Here is a 16,712-nt window from a genome sequence, read left to right on the forward strand (position 1 = left end):
TGGACGACGCCATCGCACAGCTCGTGGCGAACCGTCGCGGTTGCAATACGGGGATGACGGGCGTCAAGCCCCCAGTTAACCCCGTTCCCTTCGCAACCGAGGAGCGGACCCATGACCCCCACCCCAACCCCGACGGGCGCGCCTGCGATCGAGGTGGTCCCGGTCGCCTGGCTCGACGCGGGCGACCGGATCACCGAGCACGACCCGGCGCTGTCGGACGAGGAGAGCGCGAGCGCGAACGATTGGCGGACCGTCGAGTCGGTCGAACGCCGGGTGACTGCGTGCCGGGTCGTCGTGCACTTCGAGGACGGGGACCGGGCGACCGGCTACCCGGAACAGCTCGTGGTCCGGGTCGTCGGGAGTGCGTCGTGAGCGCGCCCACGGAGATCCACGGAGAGCCGATGGACCGGCCGACCCCCGGCCGGGCGACGCGGAAGCCCCGTCAACGCGGGAGCGGTGGAACGGGCCACGGGAACGGGCCGTCCTCGACGGCGTCGACCGGCCTCCGGCTCGTCGGGTACGTCCGGGTGTCGACGGCGGCTCAGGCGACGGATCGGAGCCACGGGCTGAACGCACAGTGGGACGCGCTCGACCGCTGGTGCCGGGCGAACGGCCATGAGCTTGTGACTGTCGTTCCGGAGGTCGCGAGCACCCGGGACCCGGAGCGGATGTATGGCCGGCTGGCGGTCGAAGCGCTGTTGCGGGCCGGGCTCGCGGATGCGATGGCGGTGCGGGACCTGGACCGGGCGAGCCGGGGGACGCTCGACGGCGCGGAGATGCTGAGCCGCGCCGTGCGCCACGGCTGGCGGGTCGTCGGGACCGACGGGCTCGACAGCTCCGACCCGGAGCAGGAGCTGATGATCAACATTCGGCTCGCCGTCGCCCAGGAGGAACGCCGCAAGATCGCCCGCCGGACCCGCGAGGGCCTGGCGGCGGCGCGGAGCAAGGGCGCGGTGCTTGGCCGGCCACGCACCATCCCCGACGCGGTGGTGCGCCGGATGAAGAAGCTGCGGACCGAGGGGCTGTCGTGCGCCCGAATCGCTGCGGCGCTGGACCGAGGGAAGACGCCCCCGCCGAGCGGCGGTGCGAACTGGAGCCCGGCGACCGTGCGGACGGTGCTGCGCCGAGAAGGAGCCCTGTAATGGCCTACGTCCAGAAGCGCGGTGCGTCGTACAAGGTGCGTGGGAAGGAGCCCGCGTACGACGAGACGACCGGCGCTGTCCTCCGGGACCGACGCGGCCGGATCGTGATGCGGGACGTGTCGTTCGGGACCTTCGACAACTGGACCGACGCCGATAAGCACCGCAAGAAGATCGACGGCGAGTTGGTGACGACCGGGCGGACCCTCGACCACGCCGCCGGGCGCGAGACGTTCGGGACGTTCGCTGCGGACTGGATGGAGACGAAGCGGAGCGCGGTGGCGAATGGGCGGCTGAAGGAGCGCACGGCCGACGACTACGCGGACCTGTTGCGCCGGTACGTCCTGCCGGTGTTCGCGGCCCGCCCAATCGGCTCGATCACGCCGCACGACGCCGAGAAGTTCCACGCCGCGCTCGTGAAGCGCGGGCTGGCCCGCTCGACCGTGAAGCACGGGTACGACGTGTTCCGGTGGGCCCTGGCGTACGCGGCCCGACGACACGCGATCGGTATTAATCCGGCCGAGGGCATCGACACCTCCGGCCACGCCGACGGCTACCGCTTCGAGGGGACGCCGCTGTCTCGGGATCAGGTCGCGGCGGTCGTCGCTGCGGTAGGGGAGCGGTCGGAGGTGTACGCGCTCGCCGTGCGGTTCCTCGCGTCGACCGGGCTGCGTGCCGCGGAGTTTGCGGGGCTCGAGGTTGCGGACCTACGGCTAGTGGCCCGGGCTGGGGGTGGGGCAAAGGGCTCGGTGCGCGTCGCGCGGACGAAGCGCTGGAAGGCGGGCGAGTGCATCGAGGGGACGCCGAAGAGCAAGAAGTCCCGGCGGACGGTCCCGCTCCCGCCGGGGCTCGCGGGCGACCTCCGGGCGTACCTCGACGACGTGCACCCCGACGGCTCCGACCCGGCGGCGCCGTTGTTCCCCGGGCGGGTCGAGTCGCGGGGCGGGGCGAAGGCGAAGGGCCAGCGCGGAACCCTCGCGCCGGTCGTCCTCGACTGGTCCCGGCCGGTCAACCCGTCGGCGCTCTACAAGTCCGTCGTGCTGCCCGCGTACGCGGCTGCGGGTCTGCCCGACGGGACGCGGCTCCACGACCTCCGACACACATACGCGACGCTCCAGCTGATGGCCGGCGAGCCGTACCAGAAGGTCTCGCGCTGGCTCGGGCACGCGTCGTTCGTGGTGACGTTGACGATCTACGCCCACTGGATCGAGGACGAGGACGAGGAGTCGTCGTTGGACTTCGCCCCCTCCTCAGCTAGCGCCGAGCAAGCGCGTGAGAAGACTACAAATCGGACTACAGACGACAATGTCATTCCGATCCGCGCGGCTCAGTAGAATCGACGCGAGGAAAGGAGGAATCATGGCGAAGATTCTGCGAGGCCTGAACGGCCGCGAGTACCCGGTGGAGCTCCAGGCGGACTTCACGCCGCACAACCGGTTCGGCGACGGCGTCCGGACGAACACCCCGGCGGCTGTCGAGTCGCGTGCTGTTCTCGCGCGGCGTTTGCGCGGGCACGCGCTCGGCCCGGTGCGACTGGTGCCGAAGGACCCGGCCCAGCCGTAGGACAACGTCCGGGCACCCACTGGCCAGTTCCGCCCGGACTGCATAACGACACCCCCGGTACCCCTTCGCCTCCTTGCGGGTATCGGGGGTGTCGTGTCTATGCAGAAGTTCGCCCATCTGCTGTGAGCCATTTCCACGGTTCGCAACTAACGTAGGTTACATGATCAACACCGTGAAGACCGACTGGCTCGCCGTTGCGTCGTGGGCGTACCTCTCGAATGGTGAGGCGCCCGCCGGATATACCGCGATTCCGGGTGTCTCCGCTGGCGCGTACGTCCGCGAGGGCTCGACCCCGCCCCCGTCGGCCCTGGCCCGCCGCGCGGCGCTCTCGGCGCTGGAGGACGAGAACGGGTGCCCGACCGACGGCGGCGAGGCCCTGCTGTTCGACGGCTCGACCGTCGAGCGCGAGGGCCGCGTCTGGTGGCGCTTCGAGACGCTGAGCTCGATGCCGATGCGCGGTCTCGTCGCCCCGCTCCACGACTGGATCGCGGTGGAGGAGGACGACGCCGAGGACTGGTGACCCCCTCTCCCCTCAACGACCGACGCCCCGGCTCTCTTGTGGAGACCGGGGCGTTGTCGCGTCTAGGAAGGGTCGATCTCGAACATCCCTTGAGGTTCCGAGTAGTCCATCATCACCTGGCCGACACCCTTGCTCGATCGCTTCTGCGCCTGAAGGTAGGGCAGCAGCGTCACCGGGAGCTTGGGATGCTCCTCGTTCAGCAGCTGTTCGACGGTCATGATCTGGACCTTTGGGTACTGCTTGCCGTCGCCCGGATGCTTGTAGATGCCGCTGTGGTTCGCCGCGTCGAGCATCGCCTTGGTGGGCTTCTTCATGCAGATGAACACGCCCATGGCCGCCTTCTGCGATTGGACCGTACCGATCAGGTCCCGCACATGGCCCGGGTTCGTGGTTCCACCCTTGACGGACACCAGCACGCGATCCGACTTGCCCTTTGCGTCGATGAGGAAGCGGATCACGCCATCAATGCCCTTGTCGCCGACTTGCTTCTCGTTCGGCGTGCCGTCGACCAGCATCACACACCAACGCTCGAACTCGAATGGCGAGTACTTGAAGAGCGCGTGCGCACCATCCATGTCTCGCGGAATGCCGTGGATGCTGTAGGAGTCGCGGACCGTTTCGCCGTAGGTGTGGCGCAAGCGTGCGTCGATCAAGTCGATGGCGATAGTAGTAACGTCGATGCCTATCCAGCGGCGGTCGAGCTTCTGTGCAGCGTCCACGGTCGTCCCGCAGCCAGCGAAGGGGTCGAGGACTATGTCGCCCTTGTCGGAGCCAATCTCTACAATTCGTTCGAGAAGAGAAAGCGGCTTTTGGGTCGGATAACCAAGGCGCTCGGCTGCCATCGGGTTGATCGAGATCAGGTCCGTCCAGAGCGATTGGATAGCGGAGCCCTTGGCCTCGTCGAGGTAGAACTTGCGCTCAGGCACGGCACCGGGTTTGGATTGGACGACCCGATCTGCCTCGATCATCTCCTGCATCCGCTCCTGCGAGTACCGCCAGTAGCGAGTCACCCCCATGACTTCGTAGCTGGGGTTGCCCTTCGCAGCACCGCCGGGGCCGATCATGCTGATCGTGCGATAGCGCCTTCCGGTGCTCGGCTCGACATGCTTGAAGCGCTTGAGATAGTCCTCGTCGTACTCGCCGAACAGCTGATTGAACTTGTAGTTCTCCGACTTTCCGAAGACAAGGATCGTGTCTGTCGCTCGGCCAAGGTGTCGCGCGCCCTGGCCTGAGTTGCCCTTCACTGTGTGGGCGCGCTGCCAGATGACTTCATTGATGAACCTGCGAGGCCCGAACGTCGCGTCCAAAATGATCTTCAAGTAGTGGCTTGCGGTCGGATCGCAGTGTAGCCAGAGGGTTGCGGTCGGTTTCATTACGCGATGAAGTTCGACGAGGCGCGCAGTCATCATCACGAGGTAGGCCAGGACGTCGTTCTCGCCGAGAAGCTTGTGCATCGCTTCCAGTGCGTCCTGGACCGCCATCGGAGCCCCACCGTTTACCAGGCTGTAGAAGAGCTGCTCTGTGTCCTGGTTCCACACCCACGTGTCGTCGAAGGCTTCGATCTGGGCCTGTGACTCCTCACCCGACTTGTCCTGAAAGAGGACGTTGTATGAGCGATTGGAGTTGAACGGTGGATCGAGGTAGACGAGGTCCACCGACTCGCTAGCGATGTTCTCCCGAAGAACTTCGAGGTTGTCGCCGTAGTAGAGCTGGTTACGCCATGAGGTATCCCCCGCCACTGCCGCAGCCTCGCACACGGTTCGCGCGTCGGTCGCGGCGACGGGCCGTCTCTCGTGGACGCTCGCGGGCTCGACCGGGGTGGGGGTGAGTCGACCCTGGGCCCGGTCGTCTCGCATGGCGAGCGTCCACGAGAGGGCGTTAGGCGGCCGCTCGGACGTCGCGGTTCAGCACCAGCGACCCCGCCGTCCACCCGATCACGTCAGCGAGCCGGCCACGCCAGTACATCCCCTCGCCCGGTGCCATCGAGAAGCCGGTGAGGATGCGAGCCTCCCTGAGGTGGATGTACTCGGGCTCGGTGGCGCGGTGCAACTCGGTCATAGTCCGGCTGGCCTCGTCGCCCAGCTCGTCGAGCTTGCTCTCAACTGTGGCGAGTTCGTCGCGCAGCTTGCGGAGGTCGGCGGCCTCGTCGACGAGCCAGTTGGGGTCGCCCGCGTCGTTGCGCGGTCCGAGCTGCTGGCCCTGCTCCTCGAACCACTGATGAGCCGGAACGATCGTTCCGGTGACGATGAGGCCGGGGAGAGTCAGCGTGATTGCGGCGCTGGCGCTCGATTCCATCTTGTTCACGGACTGGACCATCAGCGTCAGGCTCGGGTCGACGCGGGGGCGATCGGACATCACGTTCTCCTTGGGGAGCGACTCGTGCTCGTACTCGAACACGTGTGCCCATTGGAGCACGCCGTGACCGGATCGTGTCCGAAAGACTGACCGGTCGGGTATGGACAGCGCCGAGTGGAACAGGTAATGCGCCGAGCGGCAGGGGCCGCGGTTCGCGGCCACGAGGGCGCGGCTCGGACCGGGGCTGGAGGGGTCAACCGGTCCGGGCCTGGGACCGGAGGTACGCGTACGCCATCCCGGCCGTGCCTTCCCGGCTGACCAGTCTCGGCGGGGGCGCAAACCTCAGCGACCGCGACGCCGGTCCCTCATCGACCACTCGCGCCCACCCCCGGTCGAGCGGTGGCGCCCTGGCCGGCCACGGCCGAGGAGTCGCCGCACGAGCCGTCGGACGAAGTTGATCACGACGGCGAACGCTAGGGCGGTGCATGGGGGATGAGTAGGTATCCCGTTCACACCATAAGCACGAAGGCGGTTGTTGTGGATCTCTGTTCAAGATCGTCGCCCCCTACGCGCCCCCTACACACCCCAGGTCGGAGCGGTTCGGAGCCGTCCGGAGCGGTCCACTTTGTACGCGCGATCGGTGCGCTGACCAGCTCTTATGTAGTCGCGGGAACGCCGTTTTCAACGGCACCAGATTTCAACTCGAACGGACTGTAAATCCGTCGCGCAAGCTTCCCAGGTTCGAATCCTGGACCCGCCACCACAGGCCCGTCGCCCCACGGACGACGGGCCTTCGTCGTCGTGCGGGGCGCCGTCTACGTCGGTACCGGCGTCCGCGCGGCACGTCCGAGGCGGCGTCGCGCGGAGCTCGCCTCCGCGAGCGGCACGCACCGCCCGGCCTTGCCCAGGCCGAACTCCGGCATGTGGCCGTAGATGGCCTCGTACTCCCCGGCGCGCACCAGGTACGTCTCGTGCCAGATCCCGGTCTCCCCGTTGCGGCGGTAGTAGTTGCGCCACGCCGCCAGGTGGGGATCGTCGCGGTCCCGTGCGAACGCCTCGAGGTGCTCGAACGAGCGCCAGTACTGGACGATCACGGGGAAGCCCATGGTGTAGCCGAGTAGGCCCTTCTCCGGACGCTCGCTGAGGTACTTCAGCATGTGGGTCATCCCGCGCCGGCCTCCCAGGTCCCGGAACGTCCGGACCGGGTGCCGCAGGTCCCAGCGCGCGCCGATGAGGAACACGACGAAATCGCCGTCGATCTCGGCGGTCCGCAGGTGAGTGGTGGACATCGCGCACTCCTGGCTCGAACTACAGAGAGTCACAGAGTAGACGGTGACCAGGGGTGATGGACCCCCATAAGAGTGGCGCGCGAGGATTCATCATCGCACTTGGTGCATCTTCCGCACAGTTGTTGGCGTATCCTGGGCCAATCGGGCGAGGAGCTCGTCGACGCCGTCCCCCTCGAGCGCCGCCAGCCCCGCGGGCCGGCCCGTCGCGACGAGCAGCAGCTCGCCCGCCGGGCCGCGCAGGTCGCGGTCGGCGTCGCCGAAGGTCCGGTCCGCGTCGGTCGCGACGAGTCGATGACCGTCGAGACGCTTCCGCGCGCCGTAGAACCGCGATCCCCACGCCTGCTCGAGCGCGGGCACGACGAGCGCGGCGGGCATCGGCCGCGACCGCCCGAGTCGGCACCCGTCCACGGGACGGAAGCTAGCGCCCGCCCTGGTCCAGGTACATCGTGATCCGCACCGTCGTCCCTCCATCGCGGGTGCTGTGCAGCCGTACGAGGTCGCAGAGCCGGTGGGTGAGGTAGAGCCCGTAGCCCCGGCCGTCGGCCGGCCCCGGCGGGTGGCGCCCGACCAGCGGGTCCTCGACGTGGCCGCCGTCCTGGATCTCCGCGACCACACGGTCGTCGGTGTGCCAGAGCGAGAGGATGCCCCGCCCCTCGGTGTGCACGACGGTGTTGACCGCGACCTCGTGCACCGCGAGGCACAGATCGGCCACGCGGTCGGGGCGCATCCCCGCGGCCGCCGCGTGCTCGGCGACGGCGAGACGGACGGCGCGGGGACCGTACGGCGCGCCGTAGACGAGCGTCTCGCCCTCGTCCGGCGGGTCGGGCAGCGGACCGACGATCGCCTCGGCGAGCTTGAGCGGGTCGCCGTACGTCGGGTTGGGGACGGCGACCCCGTCCTCGGTGACGAGCGGGTGCGCGGCGCGCGCGTCCGCGGTCGCGGCGGAGCCGAGCCGCGCGGTGTCGTACGGGCACAGCAGCGACACGGGGCGGTCGGCGAAGGCGAGGTTGGCCAGCGCGTCGTGCTGCAGGCAGGCGGCGCGCTCGTCGTCCGGCCGGTCGGGCGTCCAGGCCTGCGACACGGCACGGACCCGGCGACCGGGTCGCTCGTCGACGAACCGGTGCAACGCCGGCAGCAGCCGCGCGGGGTTCCGGCCGAGCCGCGCCACGTCCTGCAGCAGCACGTCGTCGACCCGGTCGCCGAGCGCGGCGCCGACCAGCTCGAGGTGGGCCGCCGGCAGGGCCACGACCACGGCCTCGTGGGCCTCGAGCCCGGCGCGCACGTGCGCGACGACCCCGGCGACGAGCCCCTCCTCGCCCTCGTGGAAGAGCGCTGCGTGCTCGAGCACCGTGTCCGGGCCACGGTGGTGACGACCGGCGGAATCCGACGACCTCACTCCTCACCACCTCGGGCTCGACGGTTCCGGTTCGCATCCTGGCCGGTTCGCCTCGCGCGAGGACAGCCGGCTCCGCTCAGTGGAGCAGGCGGTGCGACAGGCGGTCCCGTCCCCTGCTCACGCGCCGTCACACGGCGTCGGCCCCGCGTTCACCCGTCCGGACGCGTGTCACCAGCTCGAGCGGCACCACCCACAGCCGGCCCTCGGGGTGCACGGCGGCCGCGACCTCATCGACGACCCGCTCGATGACCTCGTCGTGGACGATGGACTCGATGCGCAGGCACGGGACCATCTGGTCCACCACGACAGCGCCCCGGTGCACCGACCGGTGACCGTCCGTAGCCGGACCGAGCACCTCCGCGACCGTCATCCCGAGCACGGCGTGGCGCTCGAACGCCCGGCGGACGCCGTCGAGTGCGTGGGGCGGGACGAGCGCGTGCAGCATCTTCACCGGCCCGAGCCCTCCCGTCGTCCGCTGCGCGGGACGCTACGGGCCCGGGACCCGGCTGGCGAGCATGCGCTGCCTACGCTGCCGCCGTGCCCTCCCCGTCCCCGGTCGTGCTCGTCCTCGGTGGCCGCAGCGAGATCGGGGTGGCGCTCGCGTGCCGCCTCGCGGGCACGGGACGCGCCGGCACGGTGGTGCTCGCCGCGCGCCGTGCCCACGACCTCGCCGACGAGACCGCGGCCCTCCGCGCGGCCGGCGCGCGGGTCGCCGCCGTCGAGTTCGACGCCGACGACGTGGCCGGCCAGCCCGCGGTGCTCGACGCCGTCGAGGCCGAGCACGGGGTGCCCGACACGGTCGTCGTGGCGTTCGGTGTGCTCGGCGACCAGGCCCGCGCCGAGCGCGACGCCGCCCACGCCGTGGCCGTCGTGCACACCGACTACGTCGCGCAGGTCGCGGTGCTCACCGAGGTCGCGGCGCGGCTGCGGGCCCGCGGGCGGGGCGAGATCGTCGTGTTCTCGTCGGTCGCGGGCGTGCGTGTGCGGCGGGCCAACTACGTCTACGGCAGTGCGAAGGCCGGGCTCGACGGTTTCGCCTCGGGCCTCGCGGACGCGCTGCACGGCAGCGGGGTGCACCTCACGCTCGTGCGCCCCGGCTTCGTCATCGGCCGCATGACGGCCGACAGCGGCCTGTCCCCGGCGCCGCTGTCGTCGACACCGGAGCAGGTGGCCGAGGCGACGGCACGCGGGATGGGCCGCGACGTGGTCTGGGTCCCGGGCGCGCTGCGCCTGCTCTTCACGGCGATGCGCCTGCTGCCCCGCTGGGCCTGGCGGCGCCTGCCGCGCTGACCACGTGCGTGATCTTCTGAGTGATAGCTCAGAAGATCACGCACGTAGGTCAACGATGGGTGATGCCGGCCGAGGCGCCGGGGGCGAGCTGCGGGCCGGTGACCGGGACGTCGCCGAGCGCCTCGTCGATGGCCGCCAGGGTGTCGGCGGAGAGCTCCTTGCCGGCGGCGGCGGCGTTGGCGTGCACCTGCTCGGGACGCGAGGCCCCGACGATCGCCGACGCCAGTTCCGGGCGGCGCAGCACCCAGGCCAGCGCCATCTCGGCCATCGACAGGCCGGCGCCCTCGGCGATCGGCACCAGACGCTGCACGGCCTCGAGGGTCCGGTCGGTGAGCTTCTGCTTGATGAAGCCGTTCATCTCGTCGCTCGCCGCCCGCGAGTCGACGGGCACGGGCTCACCGGGGCGGTACTTGCCCGTGAGCACGCCCTCGGCCATCGGCGACCAGACGATGTTCGAGATGCCGTGCTCGGCGGTGACGCCGAAGACCTCGGCCTCCGGTGCGCGCCACAGCATCGAGTACTGGGGCTGCGACGACACCAGCGCCACGTCGTCCGGGCACGCCGCGAGGCCCGCACGGATCTGGTTTGGGGTCCACTCGCTGAACCCGAGGCACCGGGCCTTGCCCGCGCGGACGACCTCGGCGAGCGCCTCCATCGTGTCCTCGATCGGCACGTCCGCGTCGAAGCGGTGGCACTGGTAGAGGTCGACGTGGTCGGTCTTGAGCCGCCGCAGGGAGGCGTCGATCTGCTTGCTGATCTGCGCGGGCGACAGGCCGCGGTCGCTGTTCGACATCGGGAAGTAGACCTTGGTCGCGAGCACGTAGTCCTCGCGCCGGTGGTCGGTGAGGATGCGGCCCCACGCCTCCTCCGCCGCGCCGCGGCCGTAGACGTTGGCGGTGTCGAAGAAGGTGATCCCGGCGTCGAAGGCGGCGCGCGTGCACGCGGCGGTCGCGTCCGCCTCGACGCCGCCCGAGTAGGTCAACCAGGACCCCAGGGAGATCTCCGAGACCTGCAGGTCGCTCGAACCGAGCTGGCGGTAGCGCATCTCCGCCACCGTAGGGCGCGGCGCCCGGGACGTCCTGCCCAGTGATCGGTACTGCCGGTGACCGGAAGGACACGGCCGATCGGCGCATCACGTCGACCGGCCGACGCAGTTCCCTGGGGCTCGAGTGTGAATCTGCACGACGCCGGGTTCCGCGTGCACGCCCTGCTGGCACGATGGTGTCACGAGCTCGCGAGAGGCCCCCGTGTGGGGCGGCGCCGCTGCCGCCGATGCCGTGCGGGTCCTCGCCCCGGTTCTCCACCGACGAACGCCCTAGGGGTTTCGTGAACGTGTTCCTGGCGCCGCTGCGCCCTCTCGCCGATGTCCTCGACCTGACCGCGGAGGCCGTCGCCGCCGTCGGCACCGTCTCGGTCACCGCCCTCGGGCTGGTGCTCACCCGGCACGTCGAGACGGGGGAGCAGCCGTCGCACCTGCGCGTGGTGGACACCGCGCCACCGCTGACGACGCAGCGCTGACGGGCCTCAGCCGCGGGGCGCCGGCTCGTCGCGCCGCTGGTCGCGCAGCAGGGCGTTCAGTTCGCGCAGCTCGTCGCGGATCTCGGTGAGCAGCCCGGGGATCTCGTGGCTGCGCTCCCAGTGCGGCGTGACGTCGATACCCAGCTCGCCGAGCTCGCGCTCGTAGAGCTCCGCGAGCAACGTGCGGTAGGGCTCGTCGGGAACGGTGCCGTTCTCCCAGCGCGACAGCTGGGTCTTCAGGCTGGCGGCGCTGGCGACGTCGACCTGACCGCGCTCGGCCAGCTCGCGCAGCCGCGCCACGGCCGTCGTCTGCGACCACCCTCGATCACGGCGGGCATCGCGCAACGAAACCACGCCGTCACAGTAGACGACGCGCCCGTGACGCAGGCCGCACCCACGGGGTGGGTCGTGCACGACCCGATCGGACCCGCCCCTCAGCGGGTGCGCGGAGTCCGTGACGCGCGCTTCGGCGCGGGCCGCTTCGCGGGCCGGCGCGCCGGGCGGGGTCGAGCGGCCCCCTGCTCGTCGGTGTCCGGGTCCTGCGGGTCCGCCGACTCCCTCTCCGCGTCCTCGGACGGTGGGAGCGCGGACGGCGAGCCGGTGTCGGTGTCGGCGGGGGGCAGCGCCGGCGGCCGCACGGGCTCGCCGGCGCGGCGGCGGGGGACGCTGGCGGGGCGCAGGGCACGGCGGCTGGTCGGGCTGCTGCCCTCCACGGTCGCCGGGGCGTCGTGGCGGTCGAGGAAGGCGCACAGCCGCGCCCAGGTCGTGACCCTCGCGGAGCGTCCGGCCAGCACGCCCAGGTGGCCGCCGGGCGCCGTCGTCAAGCGGGTCTCGGTGCCGGTGAGGAGACGCGCGCCCGCCCGCACCGCGCGCGGCGGGACGACGCGGTCGTTCTCGCCGGCGACGAGCAGCACGGGACGACGCAGGTCCCCGAGATCGATCACCCGGTGTCCCACCGGGACCCGCCCGGACGCGAGGTCCCCGGGCGAGACCATCGCGCGGAAGTACGTGCCGACGAGCCGCGCCTGCTCCCCGATGATCGCCCGGAGGTCGTCGACGGCCTCGAGCTGGGCGAGGAAGTCGCGGTCGTCGAGCCGCGCGAGCACCGTGAGCGGTGCGGTGAGCAGCTCGTCGAGGGAGCCCAGGCGCAGCGCGCGCAGCAGCGCCGGCAGCGGCATGAGCGCGAGCAGGGTCTGCAGCGTCGCGAGCACCGGGCCTCCCGCGGCCACGGCCAGCGGGCGCGCGCGGACCACCGGCGGCACCTCGTCCAGGGAGAACGGTGTCGCGATGGCGGTGACCGACGCCAGCGGGAGGTCCGGGTGCCCGGCCGCGCTGAGCACGGCGTGCAGGCCCCCGATCGACCAGCCGACCAGGTGCACCGGTGCGCCCTCGTGGTGCGCGCTGACCGTGCGCACGACGTGGGGGAGGATCTCGTCGACCCACCGCTCGAGGTCCGCCGGCCCGGGCGAGATCGCGCCGCCGTGGCCGACGAGGTCCTCGTCGTCGACCTGGTGCACCGAGCGGCCCTCGCCGACGAGGTGCTCGACGAGGCTGTTGCCGCGCCGCAGGTCGAACGCGACGCCGCACGCCCCGAGCGGCGAGACGAGCAGCACCGGCGAGCCCCGCAGCCGCGCGGTGGGGTGCACGGCGTAGCGGTAGGTGCTGACCGAGCCGGAGCGCGCGAGCCCGTGCGCGCGCCCGAGCCCGGCGGCCGCCGGGTCGCCGGGCCCGGTGTCGAACGCCGCGCGCGGCATGCGGCGCAGGTCGGCGAGCGGACCCTCGAGGACGCGGTCGCGCACGTTGCCCAGCGCGCGCCACGCCCCGGCGGGGGTCAGGATCACGGGCCCTCCCGTTTGCACTGCGTGCTCGTGAGTGCTTCCCCGTGCCCTGGCACGGACAACCGCTCACGCGGCCGAAGGCCAAAGCCTAGGCGCCGCACCCGGTGGGCAGCATGATCGACGGGCCGCACTGCCCACGGCCGTGGCCGGGCGCCCGTCCTCAGCCGTGGAGCCCCGCCGCCCGGCGCCCCGCGGCGACGGCCTCGCGATGCTCGGGGAGGGCGGCGTCGGCGAGGTCGTCGAGCATCCGTGCGAGCCGCGCCGGGATCTGGGGCATGTCGGCCCCGAAATGGGCGATCTCCTCCACCGTGAGCACCACCAGCTCTCCGACCGACCAGGAGGGCACCTCGAGCCGGGTGACGCCGTTCCGATCGCCGTGCCGACCGGGTCGCCACGGGCGCGTGACGAGGCGACGCAGCAGGTCGTGGAGCGCGTCGACGGCCTGGGCGCACGTCGTCGGGTCGTTGATGCTGGGCGAGAGCGCCTTGATCGCGATGTCGACCAGCTGGCGGAAGCCGAAGGCGAGGTCCTGGTCCATCGACCGCTCGATCCCCTGGGTCACGCTCCGGGCGTAGCCGGCGGCGTCCACCTCCGGGGCGGACGGGCCGCGGTAGATCGTCATCAGCGAGGCGCCGACCGGCACGAAGTCCCCGACCCGGACGGCCAGGGCCGCGCCGACGCCGTCGCGCTCGGCGCGGCGGACCAGCGCGTCCTCGTCGATCCGCAGCAGGGGCCCGGCCTGCGGCGCCACCACCACCTGCTCGCGCCCCGTCCGGTCCAGCGGGGCGGCCGGTGGCGACGGCTCCCGGGGGACGCGGACCTCGATGAGTCGGCGGGCCTCGTCCGAGGTCCGGCGGATGATCGACGAGACCTGGATGAAGTGGATGATGTGGTGGATGTAGTAGATGAACTGCGCGACCGAGGCCAGCACCAGCAGGAACGAGCCGGTGACGGCGATCCGCGGGACGAACGCGTCCGCGGTGTTCGTGCCCTGGACCTCGCGGAGGGTGAACAGCGCGTAGACGAACGTCGCGATGAACAGCCCCAGCGACCACTGGATGGCGCGATCGCGCAGGAACTGGCGCAGCACCCGGGGCGAGAACTGCCCGCTCGTCAGGACGAGCACGACGACCGTGATCGAGAAGACCAACCCGGTGAACGAGATCATCGCCGTGATGACCGCGCCGAGGAAGCTTCGCGCGCCCTCGGGGGGACCGGGGAAGAGGAGCCGCGTGGCCGCGTCGCCGGCCGCCCGGTCGACCGCGGTGAGGGCGAACGCGGCCACGATCGCGGCGAGACCGCACGCCGCGGGGCGTATCCAGAAGGTCCGGTCGGGGCGTCGCACCAGGCGTCTCACGCCTCGATGAGATCAGGCGGGCGGCTCGCGAGGTGTCCTCCCGCCCGCACCGCCGTTCGCGCCCCCGACGTCACGCCTCCGCCTGGTGGACGACCCCCGCCTCCCGCAGCCGCGCGATGCGGTCGGGGTCGAGACCCCAGCCGGCGAGCGCCTCCGCCGAGTGCTCGCCGGGCGACGCGGGCGGGGTCGGCGTGGCGCTCGGGGTGCGGCTGAAGCGCGGCGCCGGCGCCGGCTGGCGCACGCCGAAGGCGTCGATGTGCAGCCCGCGGGCCTTGTTGTGCGGGTGCTCGGCGGCCTCGTCCATGTCGAGCACGGCGGCCACCACCGCGTCGGTGGGCTCGAGGTCGGCGGCCCACTCGTCGCGGGTGCGGGTCGCGAACACCTCCGCGAGCCGGGCCCGGAACTCCGGCCAGCGGGCCATGTCCCACTGGTGCGTCGCGATGTCCTCGCCCTCGAGGCCGAGACCCGCCATGAGCTCGGCGTAGAACTGCGGCTCGAGCGCGCCGACGGCGACCCAGCCGCCGTCGCGGCAGCGGTAGTGCTCGTAGAACGGGGCGCCGCCGTCGAGGATGTTGCCCCCGCGGGGGTTCGGCCACATGCCGCCCGCGCGCATGCCGTAGACCATGGCCATCTGCAGGGCGGCGCCGTCGACGATGGCCGCGTCGACGACCTGCCCGCGCCCGGAGGCCGCCCGCTCCACCAGCGCGCCGAGCACGCCGACGACCAGCAGCATCCCGCCCCCGCCGAAGTCCCCGACGAGGTTGATCGGGATGCCGGGCGCGCCGTCGGGGCCCTCGATGTGCGCGACGACGCCGGCCGTCGACAGGTAGGTCAGGTCGTGCCCGGCGCGCGCGGCGTTCGGGCCGTCCTGGCCCCAGCCGGTCATGCGCCCGTAGACGAGGCGCTCGTTGCGCCCGTGGCAGACGTCGGGCCCGAACCCGAGCCGCTCGGCGACCCCGGGGCGGTAGCCCTCGAGCAGCACGTCGGCGCCCTCGACGAGCTCGAGCAGCACCTCCAGGCCCTCGGACGACTTCAGGTCCAGCGCCACCGACCGCCGTCCGCGCGCGAGGACGTCCTTGCTCGCGTTGCCCAGGGAGAGCCCCCGGCCGCCCGCCGGGCGGTCGATGCGCAGCACGTCGGCGCCCATGTCCGCGAGCATCATCGCCGCGAACGGTCCGGGCCCGATGCCCGCGACCTCGATGACCTTGACGCCGTCCAGCACACCCATGCCGTCTCGCTCTCCTCGCGGTCCCGTCTGCGCGCCGGAGCCTACGAGACAGTCAGCGCTGACGGTATGGGTGCACGAGCGCCTCACCCCCGGGTGAGACCGGCGGCGACGGCGCCCCGGCCGGCGACACGGGCGTCGGTGCGGTCCCGGGCTGCCGCGGCGGGCGACCCCGGCGGGGCGGCGCTGACGTCGCGGACGCGGATCGGCGGGCCGGCGTCGATCCACGTGGGCAGGTACTCCGCGCGGTTCACATGCCACCGTCCGTCGGCACCCGGCGTGAAGGTGAAGCGGGCCAGCGCGCCGTCGTCGGTGCCGGGGGTCTCCTGGTCGGCGAGCTGGTTGCCGAGCCCATAGGCCACCCACTCGTCGCCGATCCGCTCGAAGGGCTGCACGACGTGGGCGTGGTGGCCGATGATCAGGTCGACGTCGGGGCTCGCGAGCAGCTCGGGGGCCAGGCGGAGCTGCTGAAAGTCCGGCTCCGGGTCGTTCTCGGTGCCCCAGTGCGCGGACAGCACGACGACCTGCGCCCCGGCCGCCCGGGCGCGGGCCGCCGCCGAGAGCACCGTCGCGGGATCGAGCAGCGACACGCTCCAGGGCCGGTCGGCGGGCACCGTCTGGCCGTTGAGGCCGTAGGTCGCGGACAGGTGCGCGACACGGACGCCGCGGACGTCGTACATCGTGGTCGCCCCGGCCTCATCCGGTGTCCGGGCCGTGCCCGCGTGACGCAGGCCGGCCGCGTCGAGGGTGCCCAGCGTGCGGTCCAGCCCCTCGGCTCCCTGGTCGAGCGCGTGATTCGAGGCCGTGCTGCAGCCGTCGTAGCCGATCCCGGCCAGCCCGCGGGCGAGTTCCGGCGGCGCGTTGAACGACGGGTAGCCGGCGTACGGGCCGCCCGGGCGCGCGAGGGGGACCTCGAGGTGGCAGAGCGCGAGGTCGGCGCCCGAGACCGGCGGGGCGAGCGCGGCGAGCTGCGGACCGAAGTCCGGGACCCCGCCGCCGTCGGCCACGGCCTGGTCGGTGACCGTCGAGTGGATCAGGACGTCGCCGCCGGCCACGAGCGTGAACGACGGCGGCGGGGGTGGCGGCCCGGCCGGCGACCCCGGCGCCGGGGCGCCCGACGCACAGGCGACGAGCGCGACGACGCAGGCGATCACGGTCGTGGCGCGACGCAGCAGGGACACGGGCCCAGCGTGGGGAGCGGCCCCCGCCCGCGCCAGCGGGCGCGCCGCCCGGTCGACGGGCAGTGGTGTCCCGTGGGCGGGCATCGGTCAGCCGACGTTCC

Annotated in this window: 19 protein-coding genes and 1 tRNA gene; 8 read left to right on the forward strand and 12 right to left on the reverse strand. The window is 72.1% G+C overall.

Translation table 11 applies throughout. The annotated features are described in order from the left end of the window. Positions 1-111 precede the first annotated feature (111 nt). The 5 genes from C8D89_RS29185 (at position 112) to C8D89_RS12330 (ending at position 3,222) form a co-directional block, all read left to right on the forward strand. Positions 112-372, forward strand: coding sequence for a hypothetical protein (locus C8D89_RS29185; RefSeq protein ID WP_165825670.1), 261 nt, complete (start codon positions 112-114; stop codon positions 370-372). A 29-nt stretch (positions 373-401) separates the two neighbouring features. Next, positions 402-1,142, forward strand: a complete 741-nt coding sequence (locus C8D89_RS29190) for a recombinase family protein (RefSeq protein ID WP_243418062.1) — start codon at positions 402-404, stop codon at positions 1,140-1,142. Further along, the gene (locus tag C8D89_RS12320; RefSeq protein WP_116708400.1) at positions 1,142-2,473 is read left to right on the forward strand and encodes a tyrosine-type recombinase/integrase; all 1,332 of its coding nucleotides are present in this window, start codon (positions 1,142-1,144) and stop codon (positions 2,471-2,473) included. The genes C8D89_RS29190 and C8D89_RS12320 overlap by 1 nt, the downstream gene beginning before the upstream one ends. 25 nt (positions 2,474-2,498) lie before the next feature. Beyond that, positions 2,499-2,702 carry a hypothetical protein gene (locus tag C8D89_RS12325; protein ID WP_116708401.1) on the forward strand — a complete coding sequence of 68 codons (204 nt, stop codon included), beginning with the start codon at positions 2,499-2,501 and terminating at the stop codon, positions 2,700-2,702. A gap of 160 nt (positions 2,703-2,862) precedes the next feature. Then, positions 2,863-3,222 carry a hypothetical protein gene (locus C8D89_RS12330; RefSeq protein ID WP_116708402.1) on the forward strand — a complete coding sequence of 120 codons (360 nt, stop codon included), beginning with the start codon at positions 2,863-2,865 and terminating at the stop codon, positions 3,220-3,222. Between the two features lie 62 nt (positions 3,223-3,284). Here C8D89_RS12330 and C8D89_RS12335 read toward each other — a convergent pair whose 3' ends face one another. Beyond that, positions 3,285-4,961: a DNA methyltransferase gene (locus C8D89_RS12335; RefSeq protein WP_207787188.1), complete on the reverse strand. Its 1,677-nt coding sequence runs from the start codon at positions 4,959-4,961 to the stop codon at positions 3,285-3,287. Positions 4,962-5,100: 139 nt separating this feature from the next. Beyond that, entirely contained in the window at positions 5,101-5,619 is a 519-nt protein-coding gene (locus C8D89_RS12340) for a hypothetical protein (RefSeq protein ID WP_116708404.1), read from the reverse strand. Positions 5,620-6,183: 564 nt separating this feature from the next. On the opposite strand from C8D89_RS12340, the gene C8D89_RS29195 reads away from it, so the two are divergent. After that, positions 6,184-6,276 (forward strand) — tRNA-OTHER (locus C8D89_RS29195). A 56-nt stretch (positions 6,277-6,332) separates the two neighbouring features. On the opposite strand, the gene C8D89_RS12345 is transcribed toward C8D89_RS29195, so the two are convergent. The 4 genes from C8D89_RS12345 to C8D89_RS12360 all read right to left on the reverse strand — a co-directional run bounded on the left by C8D89_RS12345 (position 6,333) and on the right by C8D89_RS12360 (position 8,647). Then, positions 6,333-6,806: a DUF4188 domain-containing protein gene (locus tag C8D89_RS12345; RefSeq protein WP_116708405.1), complete on the reverse strand. Its 474-nt coding sequence runs from the start codon at positions 6,804-6,806 to the stop codon at positions 6,333-6,335. 90 nt (positions 6,807-6,896) lie between these two features. After that, complete coding sequence (locus C8D89_RS29200; RefSeq protein ID WP_165825672.1) at positions 6,897-7,214, reverse strand: hypothetical protein; 318 nt, start codon at positions 7,212-7,214, stop codon at positions 6,897-6,899. Between the two features lie 10 nt (positions 7,215-7,224). Next, positions 7,225-8,154, reverse strand: coding sequence for a sensor histidine kinase (locus C8D89_RS12355; RefSeq protein ID WP_165825673.1), 930 nt, complete (start codon positions 8,152-8,154; stop codon positions 7,225-7,227). 175 nt (positions 8,155-8,329) lie between these two features. Further along, complete coding sequence (locus C8D89_RS12360; RefSeq protein WP_243418063.1) at positions 8,330-8,647, reverse strand: P-II family nitrogen regulator; 318 nt, start codon at positions 8,645-8,647, stop codon at positions 8,330-8,332. Between the two features lie 113 nt (positions 8,648-8,760). Here C8D89_RS12360 and dprE2 point away from each other — a divergent pair, with 113 nt between their 5' ends. Then, a complete protein-coding gene (gene dprE2, locus C8D89_RS12365) occupies positions 8,761-9,492 on the forward strand; it encodes a decaprenylphospho-beta-D-erythro-pentofuranosid-2-ulose 2-reductase (RefSeq protein ID WP_116708539.1) in 732 nt (243 codons plus the stop codon). 49 nt (positions 9,493-9,541) lie between these two features. Here the strand turns inward: dprE2 and C8D89_RS12370 are convergent, their stop codons facing one another. After that, positions 9,542-10,537 carry an aldo/keto reductase family protein gene (locus C8D89_RS12370; protein ID WP_116708540.1) on the reverse strand — a complete coding sequence of 332 codons (996 nt, stop codon included), beginning with the start codon at positions 10,535-10,537 and terminating at the stop codon, positions 9,542-9,544. A 281-nt stretch (positions 10,538-10,818) separates the two neighbouring features. On the opposite strand from C8D89_RS12370, the gene C8D89_RS12375 reads away from it, so the two are divergent. Then, entirely contained in the window at positions 10,819-11,010 is a 192-nt protein-coding gene (locus tag C8D89_RS12375) for a hypothetical protein (RefSeq protein ID WP_116708409.1), read from the forward strand. A gap of 6 nt (positions 11,011-11,016) precedes the next feature. On the opposite strand, the gene C8D89_RS12380 is transcribed toward C8D89_RS12375, so the two are convergent. From C8D89_RS12380 to C8D89_RS12400, 5 genes are all read right to left on the reverse strand, one after another. Continuing rightward, on the reverse strand, positions 11,017-11,364 hold the full coding sequence (locus tag C8D89_RS12380) for a helix-turn-helix domain-containing protein (RefSeq protein WP_133251896.1): 348 nt from the start codon (positions 11,362-11,364) through the stop codon (positions 11,017-11,019). A gap of 80 nt (positions 11,365-11,444) precedes the next feature. Next, positions 11,445-12,851 (reverse strand): alpha/beta fold hydrolase, encoded by a 1,407-nt coding sequence (locus C8D89_RS12385; RefSeq protein WP_116708411.1) that lies wholly within the window; start codon positions 12,849-12,851, stop codon positions 11,445-11,447. A gap of 157 nt (positions 12,852-13,008) precedes the next feature. Continuing rightward, positions 13,009-14,205: a DUF2254 domain-containing protein gene (locus C8D89_RS12390; protein ID WP_116708412.1), complete on the reverse strand. Its 1,197-nt coding sequence runs from the start codon at positions 14,203-14,205 to the stop codon at positions 13,009-13,011. A 70-nt stretch (positions 14,206-14,275) separates the two neighbouring features. Beyond that, the gene (locus tag C8D89_RS12395) at positions 14,276-15,433 is read right to left on the reverse strand and encodes a CaiB/BaiF CoA transferase family protein (protein WP_116708413.1); all 1,158 of its coding nucleotides are present in this window, start codon (positions 15,431-15,433) and stop codon (positions 14,276-14,278) included. Positions 15,434-15,516: 83 nt separating this feature from the next. Continuing rightward, entirely contained in the window at positions 15,517-16,611 is a 1,095-nt protein-coding gene (locus C8D89_RS12400; RefSeq protein ID WP_165825674.1) for a CapA family protein, read from the reverse strand. Positions 16,612-16,712: the final 101 nt, after the last annotated feature.

This window comes from Actinomycetospora cinnamomea (assembly GCF_003096675.1).
Lineage (GTDB): Bacteria > Actinomycetota > Actinomycetes > Mycobacteriales > Pseudonocardiaceae > Actinomycetospora > Actinomycetospora cinnamomea.